A 20,109-nucleotide genomic window follows, 5' to 3' on the forward strand; every position below is an offset into this window, starting at 1 on the left:
GAAACCTTTTATTGCACAGCAAACTGCTGGCGAACCTTACGCATCAGCAGGAACAGCCATGGCCAGAGCACACCGTTTACTACACTACTCCAGAACACTTCCGGTCGGAAAGAGACGTTGATCACTAGAAACTCTGCCCAGAAAACAACGATATCCGCAGCGAGCGACAATAACATCACGACCAGAGCCTGTTGCCAGAGCGCAAGGTTACGAAAGAGCTGGAATTTAAGTGCGACGAGGTACGCAATAATACTCATGGACAAGGCGCGCACGCCAAGCGTAGAGCCGCTAATGAGATCCAGTATGGCACCCATCACAAAACCTGTGCCGACATTTACGCGATGCGGCAGGGCAAGGATCCAGTAAAGCAGAATGAGCAATACCCAGTTTGGCCGGAAAACGAGAATCTCATCCGGCCAGGGCATCACCTGCAGTAACAGTGCAATGAGAAACGAGAGCCAGATGACCCAGCGTCCCTGGCTACGATAACTTGCCACTACTGCCCTCCCGAAGAGAGTTTAGGCGGTGGCGGCGCATCCGGCAGCGGCTGCGTTAACCCTGTAGCCGGCGCTGGCACGGGCGCAGGCGGCCCCATGGAATCCGCTGGCGGGAGAACCTGCGGCATCATCTGCATCAGGCGTTCATTCGCCACACGATGCACCTCTTCAGGCGTCATCGGGTTAGCGCCATTCCGATCGGCACCCCACAGCAGCAGCAGATAGCGCAGACGCTGTAAGCCTGCGGTTGGACGCGCCTGGATCACGGTATAGGCCCGTTGCGTATCCAGCTTAACTGACGAGACCACCGCAACCGGATAGCCCTCAGGGAAGCGTCCACCCAGACCGGAGGTCACCAGTACGTCACCAACACGGATATCCGTGTTGGCAGGCAGGTGTTCCAGCTGCAGGTCATCCGTACAGCCGTTACCGGCCGCGATCACGCGAATGTCGTTACGCAGAACCTGGATCGGCAGCGCATGGGTAGCATCACAAATCAGCAGCACGCGACTGGTCAGCTTGGCCACGGCGACCACCTGACCCACCACGCCTTTATCGCTGATAACAGGCTGGCCTTCATACACGCCGTTTACGCTCCCTTTGTCGATCACAACCTGATCGCTGTAAGGGTCGTTCACGGTGGAGATCACCTGCGTGACCATTTTCTGCTCATCCTGACGCAGCGGCGAGCCGAGGAGCTCACGCAGACGCGCGTTTTCCTGCTTGTATTGCCCCAGCATCAGCAGTTCGCTGTTTTTCAGCAGCAGTTCCTGGCGTAATGCCCGGTTTTCGAGTTCGAGTTGGTCACGCGAAGACAGCGTTTGTGAAACGGAGTCGAGGAGTTCACGGGGACCATTTGATACAAAGTAGAAAGGACTGACGGCGGTATCCATGTACGTTCTGATCTGGCTGAACGTACCGAGGCGGCTATCGGCAATAATGACCCCAAGCGCAACCAGAACCGCCAGAATAAGGCGAAACTGTAGCGATGGGCCACGGCTAAAAATTGGCTTCATAGGCTATGCGTATTCTCGCGTCAGAGAGAAAGGGTAGCAAATTGCTACCCTCTCAAACTCGACTACTCTTCGCTGAACAAATCGCCGCCGTGCATGTCGATCATTTCCAGCGCCTTGCCACCACCACGGGCGACGCAAGTCAGTGGATCTTCTGCAACTACGACAGGAATACCTGTCTCTTCCATTAACAGGCGGTCGAGGTTACGCAGCAGCGCACCACCACCGGTCAGAACCATACCGCGCTCGGAGATATCGGACGCCAGTTCTGGTGGGCACTGTTCCAGCGCAACCATTACTGCGCTCACGATGCCCGTCAGTGGTTCCTGCAGTGCTTCCAGAATTTCGTTGGAGTTCAGGGTAAAACCGCGTGGAACACCTTCAGCCAGGTTACGGCCACGCACTTCGATCTCACGCACTTCATCGCCCGGATACGCAGAGCCGATTTCGTGTTTGATACGCTCTGCGGTCGCTTCACCGATCAGAGAGCCGTAGTTACGGCGCACGTAATTAATGATGGCTTCATCGAAGCGATCACCACCGATACGTACGGAAGAGGAGTAGACCACACCGTTCAGAGAGATAACGGCCACTTCAGTGGTACCGCCACCGATATCCACTACCATCGAACCGGTGGCTTCAGAAACAGGCAGACCTGCACCGATTGCCGCCGCCATTGGCTCTTCAATCAGGAACACTTCACGTGCACCTGCACCCTGGGCAGATTCACGGATTGCGCGACGTTCTACCTGGGTTGCGCCAACCGGCACACACACCAGAACACGCGGGCTTGGACGCATGAAGCTGTTGCTGTGAACCTGCTTGATGAAGTGCTGAAGCATTTTTTCAGTCACGAAGAAGTCAGCGATAACGCCGTCTTTCATTGGGCGAATGGCGGCGATGTTGCCAGGGGTACGACCCAGCATCTGCTTCGCGTCATGACCCACTGCAGCGACGCTTTTCGGCGAGCCTGCACGATCCTGACGAATGGCCACAACAGAAGGCTCATTCAATACGATGCCTTGTCCTTTTACATAAATAAGGGTATTCGCGGTACCCAGGTCAATGGACAGGTCATTGGAAAACATGCCACGAAATTTTTTCAACATACTAAGGGATAATCCTGAAAGCTGGGGCGGAAAACAAAATCCGCTTACTTTACCAACCACACGCAGCAGCGACAAGGCGCAAAAATCATCTGCAACGGTGAAAATTTGTGCAGTACGTTTCCTGATGTTACAAATTCATCCCCTGACTCCCTCAGGGCTGAGTAAACAGTAGCGTTCCCCACTGACATTTGTAACCCGTTAAAGGTCGTTCACTGGCTATTTGCTCGACATACTCAAAGCTACAGGCGCGATATTCTACGTGAAAACAGCGTAAACGGCAGGTCAAACAGAGTATCTTTGCAAATATTTTTTCACGTTGGTGTCAAGCGGTTGAGAGGCAGCAAAAAAATCCCCCTGACCACCCATGACACCGCGCTCTGTTAACATCTGCCATTCGCCTCTGGAGCGCACGCCCGTGGCAAAGACTTGTGTCCGCGTTCCCTTGCAGGCTTCAACCAGACTCTGTACCAGCAGCTGGTTTTCCGTTCGCTTCTCAATATTCCTTACCAGGCCTGGATGTAGCTTTAATAACTCCACATCCAGCTCCTTTATCCAGTTGGTACTCACCAGCGTTAAACCGGCCTGCGTCACCGCTATACGCGCGCCGAGCGCATTGATCAAACGTACCACCGGGCGTAACCGGCTGATGTGTTGACCAACATCCGCCTCTGCAAGTTCAAAAATAATGTGTTTGCGTTGCGATTTTTCGCATTGCATTAAGGTATCACGCAGCCAGCGCTGAAAACGCGGGCGTATTAACGACTCCACGGTGACCTGTAACGCCAGGTTTTCTTCAGGCCAGAACGATAAAAACGGAATCAGCCGGGTAATTTGCTGGCGGTCATACTCTTCAGAGAGGCCAAATTGCAGCACCATCGGCAGATATTCCGCTGAGATAACCTCTTCCGTCCCGTCAAAAATACGACACATCAACTCGCGATGATGCACATTGCCATTTTTCATGACCGCGGGTTTTTGATAAATACGTGGTCCGCCGCGGCTAAGCATTTGCTCGATCAGCGTTCGCCAGCGCACGTTGCCGCGCCCTTTTTCCGGTAGCGAGTCATCATACACTGCCCATCCGTTCGCTCCCTGCAGCACGGCGTTGCGGGTGGCGGCTTCGGCATGTTCCATCACCTGTTCAGCCGATTGCCCACCGCGCCAGGCGCAGATCCCCATATGCACCATATCGTCCCTGTCGAGCATTTTGCTCTGCGGCAGCGCATCCACCGCCTTCAGCAGCTGGCTGGCAATGCTTTCCGACTCCTTCAGCGTGCGATGAGGCAACAATACGGCAAAGTCGCTGCGGTGATAGCGGGCCAGTAACGCGCCCGGGTAGCGCATAATAAAGGTGGAGAGCAGGTTAATCAGCGTGAAGAGATTCTCTTCCGCGGCCCGCTGTCCCCAGGTGTCGCGCAGGAGATCGAAATCGGGCAGGCGAATCATCATTACCACCCCGTGTGTCCCTACCTTTTCTGAATCGTCGAGCAGCGTGGCGAGCTGATTATCAAAGAAAAGACGGTTGTTAAGGCCGGTTTTATTATCCTGGGCGGCATAAGAGCGGATCAGCGTGTCCATACGGCTACGCTGATCGCTGGCAAACTGGATTTCGGAGAGCAGCGTATCCAGCGCGCTGCTGGCGCGTGCAGGCCATTCATGGACCGAGCCCCTCACCTGCGGTCCGCGTTCACCGTTGAGGATCCGTACCGAGCGGAGCTCCAGTAGCTCCTGACCAGAGAGCTGGCGCCGCAGCCAGCGGACCGCGAGAAAGATCAGCATGACAATAAACACCACGGAGACGGTGAGCGGCGCAGTGGTCATCATGGAGCGGAAATAGCTGGCCATCGGATCGAGATAGACCATGTGTATAGTCATCCCAGGATTTTTAAGGGAATGTACCGTCACTTCCCGGTACTGGCTCACCACGCCCGCAGGCCGATAACCTCCCTGCCGTTCATGGCTTAATACGCGATGCTTTCCCTGTTGAATATCGATCTGCACAATATCGACAGGGACCATTAACTCATCAAGTTCACGGGAGAGGGCCGGTAACGACGTCGTCACCAGACGCGTATCAATCACCGATGCGACAGACTGTACCCGGTTGACCAGTTTGTCCTGAATGGCGTTATAAAAGCTTAAAGAGCAACCCAGAAGGGTGACAAAAATGGTAAGTCCCGTCAGCAAGGTGATAAAAGCTGAGAACTTCGTCGTTAATCGCATCCTTGAGATTACTCCGTGGGTTGATGGGGTAGCGAGTAAGCGCTAACTTGCATTTCAAATGCGGCATACTACCAAATCGGGTGTATCTGGCAATTTATTGCGTTAAATCGGCATCGCGTTTCATTGAGCGAGTATAGTCTTCAGGACAAATTTTCCAATCATCAGAATAGTGAGGATCCTGTATGCAGGCTTTGATCTTAGAACAGCAGGACGGCAAAACCGTTGCTTCGGTGCAGGCCATTGAAGAGAGCCGACTGCCTGAAGGCGACGTCACTGTCGACATCGACTGGTCCAGTCTGAATTACAAGGATGCGCTGGCCATTACCGGCAAAGGTAAAATCATCCGAAATTTCCCGATGGTACCCGGGATTGATTTCGCGGGCCGGGTTCGCACCAGCGAAGATCCGCGCTTCCATACCGGCCAGCAGGTGCTGCTCACCGGGTGGGGCGTCGGTGAAAATCACTGGGGCGGGCTGGCCACGCAGGCGCGGGTGAAGGGCGACTGGCTGGTGCCGGTGCCGAAAGGTATGGATGGCCGTAAAGCGATGATCATCGGCACCGCAGGCTTTACCGCCATGCTGTGCGTGATGGCGCTGGAAGATGCCGGCATCCGCCCTGAGTCGGGTGAAATTGTCGTCACCGGCGCCAGCGGCGGCGTGGGCAGTACGGCCGTCACGCTGCTGCACACGCTGGGCTATCAGGTCGCAGCGGTTTCGGGTCGCGAAAGCACGCACGACTATCTGCGCCAGCTCGGTGCCAGCCGTATTCTTGGTCGCGACGAGTTTGCCGAAACCCGTCCACTGGAAAAACAGGTCTGGGCAGGGGCGGTGGATACCGTTGGTGATAAGGTGCTGGCAAAAGTGCTGGCACAAATGAACTACGGCGGCTGCGTTGCCGCCTGCGGGCTGGCGGGAGGCTTTGCCCTGCCAACCACCGTGATGCCTTTTATTCTGCGTAACGTACGCCTGCAGGGTGTGGATTCCGTTATGACGCCATCCGCCCGTCGTCAGGAAGCCTGGGAACGGCTGGTGCGCGATCTGCCAGAATCCTTCTATACCCAGAGCGCAACGGAAATCTCGCTCGGCCAGGCGCCGGAGTATGCCAGCAAGATTATGGCAAATCAGTTCCACGGTCGCGCGCTGGTGAAAATCGCCTAATCTTCAAATTTTCGTGACATATTCGCGTGAATCTCTCTCCTCCGTCATGCTTAGAAAAACGCATGACGGAGGATGCCATGAAAAATCGAAAACTGACGGAAGCCGACGTAACGTCCGAGTCTGTCTTTATGTTACAGCGCCGCCAGATCCTGAAAATGCTTGGCATCAGCGCCACCGCGCTCACCCTTTCCCCGGCGGCACACGCCGACCTGCTCGACTGGTTTAAAGGCAACGATCGGCCTAAGGCCCCTTCCGGCGCCCCGCTCACCTTTACGAAACCTGCCGAGTGGCAAAACAAACTGACGCTCACGCCGGAAGATAAAGTCACTGGCTACAATAACTTCTACGAATTTGGCCTCGACAAAGCCGATCCAGCCGCCAACGCTGGAAGCCTCAAAACCGATCCCTGGACGTTGAAGATCGATGGCGAAGTGGCCAAACCCCTGACCCTGGATCATCACGACCTCACCACCCGTTTCCCGTTAGAGGAGCGCATCTATCGTATGCGCTGTGTGGAAGCCTGGTCGATGGTGGTGCCCTGGGTCGGCTTCCCGCTGCATAAATTACTGGCAATGGTTGAGCCCACCAGCAACGCAAAATATGTCGCTTTCCAGACGCGTTACGCGCCGGATGAGATGCCAGGGCAGAAAGACCGGTTTATCGGTGGTGGACTGGACTATCCCTATGTAGAAGGATTACGTCTTGACGAAGCGATGCACCCTCTGACCCTGCTGACCGTCGGCGTTTATGGCAAAGCGCTTCCCCCGCAGAACGGTGCCCCTGTCCGCTTAACCGTGCCGTGGAAATATGGCTTCAAAGGGATTAAATCGATCCTCAGCATTAAGCTGACCCGCGAACGTCCGCCAACCACCTGGAACCTGGCCGCGCCGGACGAATACGGATTCTTCGCGAATGTGAATCCGCATGTGGATCACCCGCGCTGGTCGCAGGCAACCGAGCGTTTTATCGGTTCCGGCGGTGCGCTGGACGTGAAGCGGCAGCCGACGCTGCTGTTTAACGGCTATGCCGATGAGGTGGCGTCTCTCTATCGTGGGCTGAACTTACGGGAGAATTTCTAAGTGCGTTTAACAGCAAAGCAGATTACCTGGCTGAAAGTGCTGCTGCACCTGGCCGGGTTACTTCCTTTTATCTGGCTGTTCTGGGCCGCCAGCCAGGGCCTCTTTAGCGCCGACCCGGCCAAGGATATCCAGCATTTTACGGGTAGGATGGCGCTGAAATTTTTGCTGGCCACCTTGCTCGTGACGCCGCTGGCACGCTACGCTAAACAACCATTATTGATTCGCACCCGTCGGCTTTTGGGGCTATGGTGTTTTGCCTGGGCGACGCTGCACCTTACCAGCTATGCGCTGCTGGAACTGGGGATTAACAATCTGGCGCTGCTGGGCCGCGAACTGGTGACACGTCCTTATCTGACGCTGGGTATTGTGAGCTGGGTGATTTTACTGGCGTTAGCGCTGACCTCCACGCAATATGCGCAGCGTAAACTGGGCAGGCGCTGGCAGTTGCTGCACAACTTCGTCTATCTTGTCGCGATCCTCGCTCCCATTCACTACCTGTGGTCAGTGAAGATCCTCTCGCCTCAGCCCGTTCTGTACGCACTGGCGGCCGCAGTGCTTTTAGCATGGCGTTACAAGAAGTTCCGCCAGTGGTTGCGATAGTTCGCGAAACTGTGCGTTTTCCCGCAGATTCCCCGTCAACCGCAAATCTTTTTCGGATAGCGGTTGATAATCTTCCCTGATAAGACCAGTATTTAGCTGCCAAATGCTACGAAATCGTTATAATGTGCGACTTTGGTTTCCCTGACGGAGTTTTCGGACTCTGATTAGGTGACAATCGCGCGTTGAAGGTATATTTTGTTTTTTACCCGAGATTCGCAGGAGATAGCGGCACAATGGCTGATAAATTCCAGATCTTAGTTTTGAACGGACCGAACCTCAACATGCTCGGCACCCGCGAGCCAGAGAAGTACGGAACGCTGACATTGAGTGAAATTGTTAACCGTCTGGGTACGGAAGCAGCGTCACTGAATGTGGATTTGGACCATTTTCAGTCAAATGCGGAGTACGCACTCATCGACCGTATTCATCAGGCTAAAGACAATGTGGACTATATCCTGATCAATCCGGCCGCGTTTACGCACACCAGTGTTGCTATCCGCGACGCACTACTGGCGGTGAGTATCCCGTTTATCGAGATCCATCTCAGTAACGTGCACGCCCGAGAGCCGTTCCGCCACCATTCGTATCTGTCGGATATCGCCGCTGGCGTTATCTGCGGACTGGGCGCTGACGGTTATTCATACGCTTTACAGACAGCGGTAAAACGCTTGTCACAATCACACTAAACAAGAGTACGGAACCCACTCATGGATATTCGTAAGATTAAAAAACTGATCGAGCTGGTTGAAGAATCAGGCATCTCCGAACTGGAAATTTCTGAAGGCGAAGAGTCTGTACGCATCAGCCGTGCAGCCCCGGCCGCTAGCTTCCCGGTAATGCAGCAGGCTTATGCTGCGCCAGTGCAGCAGCCTGCGCTCTCCGCAGCCGTTGCACCAGCAGCAACTGAAGCCGCACCTGCCGCTGCAGCAGAAATCAGTGGTCACATCGTACGTTCCCCAATGGTTGGTACTTTCTACCGCACCCCGAGCCCGGACGCGAAGGCGTTCATCGAAGTGGGTCAGAAAGTCAACGTAGGCGATACCCTGTGCATCGTTGAAGCGATGAAAATGATGAACCAGATCGAAGCAGACAAATCAGGTACTGTGAAAGCGATTCTGGTCGAAAGTGGTCAGCCGGTTGAATTTGACGAGCCGCTGGTCGTCATCGAGTAACGAGGCGAACATGCTGGATAAAATTGTTATCGCCAACCGCGGCGAGATCGCACTGCGTATTCTTCGTGCCTGTAAAGAGCTGGGCATCAAGACCGTCGCTGTGCACTCAAGCGCGGATCGCGATTTAAAACACGTATTGCTGGCGGATGAGACGGTCTGTATTGGCCCGGCTCCGTCCGTAAAAAGCTATCTGAACATCCCGGCTATCATCAGCGCCGCTGAAATCACCGGCGCGGTGGCAATTCATCCGGGTTACGGCTTCCTCTCTGAGAACGCCAACTTTGCTGAGCAGGTTGAACGCTCTGGCTTTATCTTCATCGGTCCGAAAGCTGACACCATCCGCCTGATGGGCGACAAAGTGTCCGCGATCACCGCGATGAAGAAAGCCGGTGTTCCAACTGTACCAGGCTCTGACGGCCCTCTGACCGACGACATGGATGCTAACCGTGCTCATGCGAAACGCATTGGCTACCCGGTTATTATCAAAGCGTCCGGCGGCGGCGGCGGTCGCGGTATGCGCGTTGTGCGCAGCGATGCTGAACTGGCGCAGTCCATCTCCATGACCAAAGCTGAAGCGAAAGCCGCGTTCAGCAATGACATGGTATACATGGAAAAATACCTGGAAAACCCACGCCACATCGAAATTCAGGTGCTGGCTGACGGTCAGGGTAACGCTATCTATCTGGCAGAACGTGACTGTTCCATGCAGCGTCGTCACCAGAAAGTGGTCGAAGAAGCACCCGCACCGGGCATCACCCCGGAACTGCGTCGCTACATCGGCGAGCGTTGCGCCAAAGCGTGTGTCGATATCGGCTATCGCGGTGCGGGTACCTTCGAGTTCCTGTTCGAAAACGGCGAGTTCTACTTCATTGAGATGAACACCCGTATTCAGGTTGAACACCCGGTTACCGAAATGATCACCGGCGTTGACCTGATCAAAGAGCAGCTGCGTATTGCTGCCGGCCAGCCGCTGTCCATCAAGCAGGAAGAAGTTGTGGTGAAAGGCCATGCGGTCGAGTGCCGTATCAACGCCGAAGACCCGAACACCTTCCTGCCAAGCCCGGGTAAAATCACGCGTTTCCACGCGCCGGGTGGCTTTGGTGTGCGTTGGGAGTCTCATATCTACGCCGGTTACACTGTACCGCCGTACTATGACTCGATGATCGGCAAGCTTATCTGCTACGGTGAAAACCGTGACGTGGCGATTGCCCGCATGAAGAACGCCCTGCAGGAACTGATCATCGACGGTATCAAAACCAACGTTGATCTGCAGATGCGTATCATGAGCGATGAGCACTTCCAGAATGGTGGTACCAACATCCACTATCTGGAGAAAAAACTCGGTCTGAACGAGAAGTAATAAAGCAGCGTTGCAAAAAGGCCGGATTTCCGGCCTTTTTTATTTCTGGGGCCTGGAAAGCCTCATCATGTACAATCCCCGCTTTCTTCATCCACAAGGGACAAACAATGGACAAACGTTTTGTTCAGGCCCATAAAGAAGCGCGCTGGGCGCTGTGGCTGACCCTTCTCTATCTTGCTGCATGGTTAGTAACTGCTTACTTACCTGACTCCAGTATCGGTATTACCGGCCTGCCGCACTGGTTTGAAATGGCCTGCCTGCTCGTACCGCTGATCTTCATCCTCCTTTGCTGGGCAATAGTGAAGTTCATTTATCGCGATATTCCCCTGGAGGACGACGATGCAGCTTGAAGTCATTCTGCCACTGATCGCTTACTTACTGGTCGTATTTGGCTTGTCCGTGTATGCCATGCGTAAAAGGAGCACCGGCACCTTTCTGAACGAATATTTCCTCGGCAGCCGTTCGATGGGGGGCATTGTTTTAGCGATGACCCTGACAGCCACCTATATCAGTGCCAGTTCGTTTATAGGCGGTCCCGGTGCCGCCTACAAATACGGATTAGGCTGGGTGCTGCTGGCGATGATCCAGCTTCCGGCCGTCTGGCTCTCTCTGGGAATACTCGGCAAGAAGTTTGCCATCCTGGCGCGTCGCTATAACGCCGTGACGCTGAACGACATGCTGTTTGCCCGTTACCGCAGCCGGTTACTGGTTTGGCTGGCAAGTCTCAGCCTGCTGGTCGCCTTTATTGGCGCAATGACGGTGCAGTTTATCGGCGGAGCCCGTCTGCTGGAGACCGCAGCAGGGATCCCGTACGAAACGGGCCTGCTTATCTTCGGCATCAGTATCGCGCTCTATACGGCGTTTGGTGGATTCCGCGCCAGCGTGCTGAACGACACCATGCAGGGCCTGGTGATGCTCATCGGAACCATCGTGCTGCTGGTGGGGGTTGTCCATGCAGCTGGAGGGCTGAGCCACGCGGTGGAAACCCTTGAAGCGATTGACCCGAAACTGGTCGCTCCGGAGGGCGCAGATGACATTCTTTCGCCAACCTTTATGACCTCGTTCTGGGTGCTGGTCTGCTTCGGGGTTATTGGTCTGCCGCATACCGCCGTACGCTGTATCTCATATAAGGACAGTAAAGCGGTCCACCGCGGGATTATTATCGGGACCATTGTGGTGGCGATACTGATGCTGGGAATGCATCTGGCAGGGGCACTGGGCCGGGCCGTGATTCCGGACCTCACCGTGCCCGATCTGGTGATCCCAACCCTGATGGTGAAAGTGCTGCCACCATTTGCTGCCGGGATTTTCCTTGCCGCGCCGATGGCTGCCATTATGTCGACCATCAACGCTCAGCTGCTGCAAAGTTCCGCTACGATTATCAAAGATCTCTATCTGAATTTGCGTCCTGAGCAAATGGAAAACGAACGACGCTTAAAGCGCATGTCTGCCGTAATTACGCTGGTATTAGGCGCGCTGTTGCTGCTTGCCGCATGGCGTCCGCCGGAGATGATCATCTGGCTGAATCTTTTGGCGTTTGGCGGCCTCGAAGCCGTTTTCCTCTGGCCGCTGGTGTTAGGGCTCTACTGGGAACGGGCGAATGCTGCGGGCGCTTTGAGCGGCATGATTGTCGGCGGTGTGCTGTATGCCGTTCTCGCAACGTTTAAAATTCAGTACCTGGGCTTCCATCCGATTGTGCCTTCGTTACTGCTAAGTTTACTGGCGTTTGTGGTGGGGAACCGTTTTGGTCAGCCCGTCCCACAACCTGTGATTTCTACTGATAAATAAAGAGTTTTGCCATGCCGTGGATCCAACTAAAACTGAACACAACCGGCGCTAACGCCGAGGAACTGAGCGATGCGCTGATGGAGGCCGGCTCGGTCTCTATCACCTTCCAGGACACGCATGACACGCCAGTCTTTGAGCCACTGCCGGGCGAAACCCGCCTGTGGGGCGACACCGACGTTATTGGCCTGTTTGATGCCGAAACTGACATGAAAGAAGTGGTCGCCATTCTGGAAAACCATCCGCTGCTGGGCGCGGGTTTTGCTCACAAGATCGAACAGCTGGAAGACAAAGACTGGGAACGCGAGTGGATGGATAACTTCCACCCGATGCAGTTCGGCAAACGTCTGTGGATCTGTCCAAGCTGGCGTGAAGTCCCTGATGAAAACGCCGTTAACGTGATGCTCGATCCGGGCCTGGCGTTTGGTACAGGCACCCATCCAACCACGTCCCTGTGCCTGCAGTGGCTGGATGGCCTGGATCTTGACGGTAAGACAGTGATCGACTTCGGGTGCGGATCCGGGATCCTCGCCATTGCCGCACTGAAACTGGGCGCGGCAAAAGCCATCGGGATCGATATCGATCCACAGGCAATTCAGGCCAGCCGCGATAATGCTGAGCGCAACGGCGTCTCCGATCGTCTGGAGCTGTATCTCCCGGACGCGCAACCAGACGCCATGAAAGCCGATGTGGTAGTCGCAAACATTCTGGCGGGTCCACTGCGCGAGCTGGCGCCGTTAATCAGCGTGCTGCCCGTTGAGGGCGGTCTGCTGGGGCTCTCCGGCATTCTGGCAAGCCAGGCTGACAGCGTATGCGAAGCCTATGCCGATCTCTTCACTCTCGACCCGGTGGTGGAAAAAGAAGAGTGGTGCCGTATCACCGGCCGTAAAAAATAAGCCTTTGGCGTGGTCATCTGACCACGCCGCTTTCCCTGCCGATCGGCTTCATTTCCCTACTCTTTATCCGGTAAAGTAACCATACAAATCATGTTGATTTGTATTACAAAAATTCACCGGAAGAATATGATGAAACACATTACAGGCAAGGCAGCGCTGCTGGCGCTGAGCATGGTTACGGCTTCAGCATTCGCATCACACTGGGGCTACGAAGGGAAGGAATCACCGGAACACTGGGGCGAACTGGACGAGGCATACAAGACCTGTCAGAAAGGAATGAACCAGTCGCCGATTAATATTGATTCGACCCTGGACGCCCATCTCTCCCCGCTCCAAACGCACTACATTGATGGCCCCGTGACGCTGACGAACAATGGCCACACCATTCAGGCAAGTGAACCGGCTGACACCCGCGATACGATCACGCTGGATAAGCAAACCTGGACGTTACAACAGTTCCATTTCCACTCTCCGAGCGAAAACACCGTTCACGGCAAGAAATATGCAATGGAAATGCACCTGGTTCATAAAAATGCCGCAGGGGAGCTGACGGTGGTTGCGGTGATGTTCGATAAAGGCGCCGCAAACCCGGAGCTTGAAAAGCTGTGGAGCGTGATGCCTCAGTTGGCCGAGCAGAACGTCTCCATCAAAGGAGATCTCAATCTGAATACGCTGCTGCCGGAAGATAAAACGTACTTCCGCTTTAGTGGTTCACTGACCACCCCTCCGTGTTCAGAAGGTGTCACCTGGATTGTGCTTAAGCACCCGATGACAGTCTCCGCAGAACAGCTCGATAAGTTTACCCATACCATGCATCATGATAATAACCGTCCGGTACAGTCTCTGCATGGACGTGTAGTGGTCGAATAACAGGCATTTCTCGCAATACGATCATCTTCTAAAATGCGACGCAGATCGCAAAGAAGCGGGATAAACTGCTGCTAAAAACAGCAGAATATCCCGCTTCAGTGACGCTTTTATTCAGAAATGACGAGAAGTTACGGTAAATTGTAAGCGTCCATAAAATAACCATCCCCGCCTAACATAATGATTTAAATAGTGAATAATTTTGAACGGAAAGACAGAGCGGCGATTCCATGATCTATAACAGTGGATTGTTCAAAGTTTGGCCTTTCATCTCGTGCAAAAAATGCGTAATATACGCCGCCTTGCAGTCACAGTATGGTCATTTCTTAACTCATGCGCATCGGACACCACCAGCTTAGAAATCGCCTGATCGCAGCCCCAATGGCAGGTATAACAGACCGGCCGTTCAGGACGCTGTGTTATGAGATGGGAGCCGGTTTAACCGTATCCGAGATGATGTCGTCTAACCCGCAGGTCTGGGAAAGCGATAAATCCCGCCTTCGGATGGTGCACATTGATGAACCAGGTATCCGCACCGTGCAAATTGCCGGAAGCGTGCCTGAAGAGATGGCAGATGCCGCGCGGATTAACGTGGAAAGTGGTGCCCAGATTATTGATATCAATATGGGGTGCCCGGCCAAAAAGGTGAATCGCAAGCTTGCAGGTTCAGCCCTTCTGCAATACCCCGATCAGGTGAAATCTATCCTGACGGCGGTTGTCAGCGCAGTGGACGTTCCTGTTACGTTGAAGATTCGCACGGGTTGGTCGCCGGAACACCGTAACTGTGTAGAAATTGCCCAACTGGCCGAAGACTGTGGCATTCAGGCCCTGACCATTCATGGACGCACTCGCGCCTGTTTGTTCAACGGTGAAGCTGAATACGACAGCATTCGGGCAGTTAAGCAGAAAGTTTCCATTCCGATTATCGCGAATGGCGACATAACTGACCCGCTTAAAGCCAGAGCTGTGCTCGACTATACGGGAGCTGATGCTCTGATGATAGGACGTGCCGCTCAGGGAAGACCCTGGATCTTCCGGGAAATCCAGCATTATCTGGACACTGGGGAGCTGCTTGCCCCCCTGCCACTGGCAGAGGTTAAGCGCTTGCTTTGTTCGCATGTTCGGGAATTGCATGACTTTTATGGTCAGGCAAAAGGGTACCGAATTGCGCGTAAACACGTCTCCTGGTATCTCCAGGAGCATGCTCCAGATGACCAGTTTCGGCGCACATTCAACGCCATAGAGGATGCCAGCGTACAGCTGGAGGCGTTGGAGGCATACTTCGAAAATCTTGCGTAATGAAATAAAGAGCTGACAGAACTATGTTCGAACAACGCGTAAATTCTGACGTACTGACCGTTTCTACCGTTAACTCTCAGGACCAGGTAACTCAAAAGCCCCTGCGTGACTCGGTTAAACAGGCACTGAAGAACTATTTTGCTCAACTGAATGGTCAGGATGTTAATGACCTGTATGAGCTGGTACTGGCTGAAGTTGAACAGCCACTGTTGGACATGGTGATGCAATACACCCGCGGTAACCAAACCCGCGCTGCGCTGATGATGGGTATCAACCGTGGTACTCTGCGTAAGAAACTGAAAAAATACGGCATGAACTAATTTCGGTTAGCAAATGCTTGTTTAAAAAGGCGCTACCTGGCATGGGGATGCGCCTTTTTTATTACTTTCTCTTCTCCGTCAACGCTGTGTAAACCTTCGTTTATCCCGCTTTTAAAGCTCGGTTTTTCGTGTATATTTCACCCACCCTACTGGCGCTCTTCTCGCGGAATGACACAATGATTCGTAAATACTGGTGGCTGGTTGTCTTTGCAATCTCCGTTTTCATTTTCGATACACTGCTGATGCAGTGGATTGAGCTGATGAGCACCGAAACCGATAAGTGTCGCAATATGAACTCCGTGAATCCGCTCAAGTTAGTGAACTGCTCAGAACTCGACTGACCGCGCGATTGCGCAAACCACCCTGCTATTACCCAGTAAAAACGGGGATTTAAATCCCTTTGAGCCGTTACCTTACGGTGATAATGTCTCGCCCTTCTCAACCGCTCTGGCGTAACTTCACACTCGAGTAGAACCGACCATGCTGGTTAGCCAATACAACTCAATCCTTGTTGTCCTCTCCTTTGTTGTTGCCATCCTTGCGGCGTATACCGCCCTGAATATGGCTGCACGTGTCGCCGGGAGTCAGGGCGTCGCCGCACGCGTCTGGCTGGCTGGCGGGGGCATTGCAATGGGCATTGGCGTGTGGGCCATGCATTTTATTGGCATGCTGGCGATGGACCTCTCCATGAGCATGAGCTACAACGCCACCCTGACGGTGTTATCCATGGTTATCGCCGTGGGATCGTCACTGTTTGCGCTGTGGCTTGTCAGCTGCGAACAATTGCGCTTGCGTCGTCTGCTGCCAGGCGCGCTGGTGATGGGTGGCGGTATTGTTGCCATGCATTACACCGGCATGGCAGCGCTGGAAGTGATGCCCGGGATTATCTGGGACACGTTCTGGGTCGCCATTTCGGTTGTGATTGCCCTTGCCGCTTCACTCGCGGCACTCTGGCTAACCTTCCGCCTGCGCCACGAAGCCGCGCAGGTCGTACTGATGCGCATGGGTGCCGCCATCACCATGGGGATTGCCATTGCCGGTATGCACTACGCCGGGATGAAAGCCGCGCAGTTCCCGATGTCCACCATGGTTCATCATGACGGTATAAACGGGAGCTGGCTGGCGGTGCTGGTCAGCGTCGTCGCGCTCTCTATTCTTGGGATCACCCTGCTGGTGTCGATGCTGGATGCCCGTCTCCAGGCACGTACCGCCCTTCTGGCCTCATCGCTTGCAGAAGCGAATCGGGAACTCGCACAACTGGCCCTGCATGATACCCTGACGCGGCTGCCCAACCGTATTCTTCTGGAAGACAGACTCGATCAGGCCATCAGCAAAGCCGATCGTGAAGGCACCCGTTTTGCGCTGATGTTCATGGATCTCGACGGTTTTAAAGCCGTCAATGATGCCTACGGCCATGATGTCGGCGACAGGCTGCTGGTCGCCGTCACGCAGCGTCTGCTGCTTCTCCTGAAAGGCCAGTTCACCCTTGCGCGTATCGGCGGTGATGAGTTTGTTCTGCTGGCAGAGGGTGAAGGTCCCGACGATGCGGCCTCGCTGGCAAATTCGCTGGTGCACGCCATCGATAGCCCGTTCAATCTCGACCCCTATGAACTGGTGGTGACCCTCAGTATTGGCATCGCACTTTATCCTCATGACGGCAAAACCGAGCGCGAGCTGATGTTTAATGCCGATGCTGCGATGTATCACACGAAGCATATGGGCCGGAACGGTTACCACTTTTTCCAGCCCTCCATGAATACCCTGGCGCAGACCCATCTTCAGCTAATGAACGATCTGTGGATGGCGATCGATCGCCATGAGCTACGCCTGCTGTATCAGCCAAAATTTCACGCTCCCGCAGGGCCGGTTCTCGGCTTTGAGGCGTTATTACGCTGGCAACATCCAAAGCAGGGATTACTGACTCCGGATCTCTTCCTGCCGCTGGCGGAAAAAACGGGGCTGATCATCCCCATTGGCAACTGGGTCATTAATGAAGCCTGCCGCCAGCTGCGGGAATGGCATCTTCAGGGACATCAAAGCTGGTCAATGGCAGTCAACCTGTCAACGTTGCAGTTCGAACAACCTTCGCTGGTTAAAACGGTTCTCGACTGCCTGGCGCGTCATCATGTGCCGCCGGAAATGTTGATCCTGGAAGTGACGGAGACCACGGCAATGAGCAACCCGGATGAAAGTGTGCGGGTGCTGACAGAGCTGACGGATGCAGGTGTGAAGGCCTCTATTGATGATTTTGGCACCGGATATTCAAGCCTGCTCTATCTCAAGCGTTTGCCGGCCTGCGAACTCAAGATCGACAGGGCATTTGTGAAAGAGTTAAGCGGTGAGAGCGAGGATGCCACCATTGTTTCGGCGATTGTGGCCCTCGCAAAAACGCTTAACCTGAAAGTTGTGGCGGAAGGGGTGGAAACCGAAGCACAGCAAAACTTTTTGACCGAGCTTGGCTGTAACACCCTTCAGGGTTATCTGTTAGGTAAACCTGTCAGCGCACAGACCGTAGAGGCACTGTGTGCCCGGGGAGAAATGTTACCTGGCGCGGAGCTGTAATCATCATGAGGCGATACGCGAACGATCGGGAGTGTCGCCAGAATGCTATCGACGAGGGCGGGCGCCTGCTGGTAGAGATTAAAACTGTCGTTATTCATTAACCAGTTTTTAATGATTCCGCTAAAAAAACCGTGAAATACGATCAATGTGAGGTCCACATTCATCCTGGGTGAAATAATCCCCCGCGAAATACAGCCCTCCAGCGTGACACGTAACGCGTCATCATTGAACCCAATACGCTTTCTGATTTCACTTTCTGAAATCATATCGCTGCTAAATTCACACTTATGATACAGAATTTGTAAAAGCGCACATTGCCGCGGCTCATGGGCAATATACTGCAATGCTGTAATAAACTGCTCACGAAGCATTAACAACGGATCGTCATTTTCGGAAAGGGAAAGCCGGTCGCGAATAATGTCGCGAAGCGGTAATTGCTGTTCCCAGATGGCATTAAAAATTTCAGATTTACTGGTGAAGTGCCAGTAGATCGCGCCGCGCGTCACCCTGGCGGCATCCGCGATATCCGTCAGCGTCGTATTGGCTACGCCACGTGTTGCAAACTGTCCGATAGCCGCCTCAATCAGCTGCTGTCGGGTCTGTTGAGCCTCTTCTTTCTTTTTACGCGCCATAGACGACTACTCGTTATACACAAGGTTTATAGATATTGCTGCGTTCATAAAAATGAAAGTATTCACCAATTTCCGTTTTCATTTTGCACAAAAAAAGTCAACGCACATAATTTATCATTAATACAAATACATCAAGCTAATTAAATTCATGACCTGAATGATTGGATAACCTTAAACGCGGTTTATCTGATAATTATGCCAGACGTATATTACCGTAAACCTCAGGCCCGATTCTGATTTTGTCTTCAGGCCAGCTCATTCGCACTTATAAATTAAAAAACATTAAATACCCTCATTATTATACGCAGCTACATTTTATTTTTTATCCCTCTGCCCCAACTACCGGTTCATGACATATATCGGTTAATGGGTATTTAAAGGAACAGTAATGACGAATCATTTCAGACGCTTACCCTTATCCGGTTTCATTGTCTGCGCGGTACTGCTCACTGGATGCGATGGTCAGGAAAAACAACAACAACCCCCGCAGGCACCTCAGGTCAGCGTGCATATCGTGAAAAGCGCGCCTCTGGCTGTTACCACTGAACTCCCGGGCAGAACCGATGCATTTCGGGTTGCGGAGGTTCGTCCTCAGGTTAGCGGCATCATCCTGCGTCGCAACTTCACGGAAGGGAGTGATGTTAAAGCGGGTGAGTCACTTTATCAGATTGATCCCGCGACCTATCAGGCAGCCTATGACAGCGCGAGAGGCGAGCTGGCGAAGGCCCAGGCGGCAGCCAGTATTGCGCACCTGACCGTGAAACGTTATCTCCCACTGGTGGGCACACAGTATGTCAGCAAGCAGGAGTATGACCAGGCTGTAGCAACGGCTCAGCAGGCAGACGCCAGCGTCGTTGCTGCCAAAGCCGGTGTTGAAAGCGCGCGTATTAACCTTGCGTACACCAAAGTTACATCGCCTGTCGATGGCCGCATCGGTAAATCCAGCGTAACCGAAGGGGCTCTCGTCACCAACGGACAAGCCACAGCCCTGGCAACGGTCCAGCAGCTTGATCCGATTTATGTCGATGTCACCCAGTCCAGTAATGAGTTTATGCGTCTGAAACAGACGAGTCTGCAGAAAGGCGAGTCCGCCAGTACCGTTGAGCTGCTGATGGAGAATGGGCAGCCCTACCCACTGAAAGGCACTTTGCAGTTCTCTGACGTCACGGTCGATGAGAGTACCGGCTCGATAACCCTGCGTGCCATTTTCCCGAATCCGCAACATCTGCTGTTACCCGGCATGTTCGTTCGTGCCCGCATTGATGAAGGCACGCAGCCGGATGCGATCCTGGTTCCACAGCAGGGGGTGACCCGTACGCCACGAGGCGATGCAACCGTTATGGTGGTGAATGATAAAAACCAGGTTGAGGCACGTACCGTCGTCGCCCCACAGGCAATTGGCGATCGCTGGCTGGTAACAGAAGGGCTGAAAAACGGTGACCGCGTTATTGTCAGCGGGTTACAGAAAGTCAGACCGGGGGCAACCGTGGTCGCCACGCCTGATACCACCACCGCTCCAGCCAGTTAAGGGACGACAA

At 53.9% G+C, this 20,109-nt stretch carries 20 protein-coding genes; 15 read left to right on the forward strand and 5 right to left on the reverse strand.

Annotated features, from left to right (window positions below; all coding sequences use genetic code 11):
* Positions 1–8 precede the first annotated feature (8 nt).
* The 4 genes from mreD to csrD form a co-directional block, all read right to left on the reverse strand.
* A complete protein-coding gene (mreD, locus tag EKN83_RS20370) occupies positions 9–497 on the reverse strand; it encodes a rod shape-determining protein MreD (protein ID WP_025756658.1) in 489 nt (162 codons plus the stop codon).
* Positions 497–1,513, reverse strand: a complete 1,017-nt coding sequence (mreC, locus tag EKN83_RS20375) for a rod shape-determining protein MreC (protein WP_023309400.1) — start codon at positions 1,511–1,513, stop codon at positions 497–499. Before mreC ends, mreD begins: the two co-directional genes overlap by 1 nt.
* A gap of 62 nt (positions 1,514–1,575) precedes the next feature.
* The gene (gene mreB / locus EKN83_RS20380; protein WP_000913396.1) at positions 1,576–2,619 is read right to left on the reverse strand and encodes a rod shape-determining protein MreB; all 1,044 of its coding nucleotides are present in this window, start codon (positions 2,617–2,619) and stop codon (positions 1,576–1,578) included.
* A 282-nt stretch (positions 2,620–2,901) separates the two neighbouring features.
* The gene (csrD, locus tag EKN83_RS20385; protein ID WP_025756657.1) at positions 2,902–4,842 is read right to left on the reverse strand and encodes an RNase E specificity factor CsrD; all 1,941 of its coding nucleotides are present in this window, start codon (positions 4,840–4,842) and stop codon (positions 2,902–2,904) included.
* A 182-nt stretch (positions 4,843–5,024) separates the two neighbouring features.
* Between csrD and EKN83_RS20390 the strand changes: the two genes are divergently transcribed.
* From EKN83_RS20390 to EKN83_RS20455, 14 genes are all read left to right on the forward strand, one after another.
* The gene (locus tag EKN83_RS20390) at positions 5,025–5,999 is read left to right on the forward strand and encodes an MDR family oxidoreductase (RefSeq protein ID WP_126801584.1); all 975 of its coding nucleotides are present in this window, start codon (positions 5,025–5,027) and stop codon (positions 5,997–5,999) included.
* Positions 6,000–6,076: 77 nt separating this feature from the next.
* Positions 6,077–7,078, forward strand: a complete 1,002-nt coding sequence (gene msrP, locus EKN83_RS20395; protein WP_126801585.1) for a protein-methionine-sulfoxide reductase catalytic subunit MsrP — start codon at positions 6,077–6,079, stop codon at positions 7,076–7,078.
* Complete coding sequence (msrQ, locus tag EKN83_RS20400) at positions 7,079–7,678, forward strand: protein-methionine-sulfoxide reductase heme-binding subunit MsrQ (RefSeq protein WP_025756654.1); 600 nt, start codon at positions 7,079–7,081, stop codon at positions 7,676–7,678.
* A gap of 233 nt (positions 7,679–7,911) precedes the next feature.
* Positions 7,912–8,364 carry a type II 3-dehydroquinate dehydratase gene (gene aroQ / locus EKN83_RS20405; RefSeq protein ID WP_025756653.1) on the forward strand — a complete coding sequence of 151 codons (453 nt, stop codon included), beginning with the start codon at positions 7,912–7,914 and terminating at the stop codon, positions 8,362–8,364.
* 21 nt (positions 8,365–8,385) lie between these two features.
* On the forward strand, positions 8,386–8,850 hold the full coding sequence (gene accB / locus EKN83_RS20410; protein WP_013098992.1) for an acetyl-CoA carboxylase biotin carboxyl carrier protein: 465 nt from the start codon (positions 8,386–8,388) through the stop codon (positions 8,848–8,850).
* Positions 8,851–8,860: 10 nt separating this feature from the next.
* Positions 8,861–10,210, forward strand: coding sequence for an acetyl-CoA carboxylase biotin carboxylase subunit (accC, locus tag EKN83_RS20415; protein WP_003860388.1), 1,350 nt, complete (start codon positions 8,861–8,863; stop codon positions 10,208–10,210).
* A 107-nt stretch (positions 10,211–10,317) separates the two neighbouring features.
* The gene (locus EKN83_RS20420) at positions 10,318–10,560 is read left to right on the forward strand and encodes a YhdT family protein (RefSeq protein ID WP_126801586.1); all 243 of its coding nucleotides are present in this window, start codon (positions 10,318–10,320) and stop codon (positions 10,558–10,560) included.
* Positions 10,550–11,998, forward strand: a complete 1,449-nt coding sequence (gene panF, locus EKN83_RS20425; protein ID WP_094919376.1) for a sodium/pantothenate symporter — start codon at positions 10,550–10,552, stop codon at positions 11,996–11,998. Before EKN83_RS20420 ends, panF begins: the two co-directional genes overlap by 11 nt.
* A gap of 11 nt (positions 11,999–12,009) precedes the next feature.
* Positions 12,010–12,891 carry a 50S ribosomal protein L11 methyltransferase gene (gene prmA / locus EKN83_RS20430; protein WP_025756650.1) on the forward strand — a complete coding sequence of 294 codons (882 nt, stop codon included), beginning with the start codon at positions 12,010–12,012 and terminating at the stop codon, positions 12,889–12,891.
* A 129-nt stretch (positions 12,892–13,020) separates the two neighbouring features.
* On the forward strand, positions 13,021–13,761 hold the full coding sequence (locus EKN83_RS20435) for a carbonic anhydrase (RefSeq protein WP_025756649.1): 741 nt from the start codon (positions 13,021–13,023) through the stop codon (positions 13,759–13,761).
* A gap of 330 nt (positions 13,762–14,091) precedes the next feature.
* A complete protein-coding gene (dusB, locus tag EKN83_RS20440) occupies positions 14,092–15,057 on the forward strand; it encodes a tRNA dihydrouridine synthase DusB (protein WP_025756648.1) in 966 nt (321 codons plus the stop codon).
* A gap of 23 nt (positions 15,058–15,080) precedes the next feature.
* Positions 15,081–15,377 (forward strand): DNA-binding transcriptional regulator Fis, encoded by a 297-nt coding sequence (gene fis / locus EKN83_RS20445; RefSeq protein ID WP_000462905.1) that lies wholly within the window; start codon positions 15,081–15,083, stop codon positions 15,375–15,377.
* A 176-nt stretch (positions 15,378–15,553) separates the two neighbouring features.
* Positions 15,554–15,718 carry a DUF2556 family protein gene (locus tag EKN83_RS20450; protein WP_025756647.1) on the forward strand — a complete coding sequence of 55 codons (165 nt, stop codon included), beginning with the start codon at positions 15,554–15,556 and terminating at the stop codon, positions 15,716–15,718.
* 139 nt (positions 15,719–15,857) lie between these two features.
* Entirely contained in the window at positions 15,858–17,939 is a 2,082-nt protein-coding gene (locus EKN83_RS20455) for a putative bifunctional diguanylate cyclase/phosphodiesterase (protein WP_126801587.1), read from the forward strand.
* On the opposite strand, the gene envR is transcribed toward EKN83_RS20455, so the two are convergent.
* Entirely contained in the window at positions 17,855–18,571 is a 717-nt protein-coding gene (gene envR / locus EKN83_RS20460; protein ID WP_088244397.1) for an acrEF/envCD operon transcriptional regulator, read from the reverse strand. The two genes, EKN83_RS20455 and envR, sit on opposite strands and share 85 nt — an antisense overlap.
* Positions 18,572–18,959: 388 nt before the next feature.
* Here envR and EKN83_RS20465 point away from each other — a divergent pair, with 388 nt between their 5' ends.
* Complete coding sequence (locus EKN83_RS20465) at positions 18,960–20,099, forward strand: efflux RND transporter periplasmic adaptor subunit (RefSeq protein WP_045286782.1); 1,140 nt, start codon at positions 18,960–18,962, stop codon at positions 20,097–20,099.
* Positions 20,100–20,109 lie beyond the last annotated feature (10 nt).

The organism is Enterobacter sp. WCHEn090032 (assembly GCF_003986875.1).
Classification (GTDB): domain Bacteria; phylum Pseudomonadota; class Gammaproteobacteria; order Enterobacterales; family Enterobacteriaceae; genus Enterobacter; species Enterobacter sichuanensis.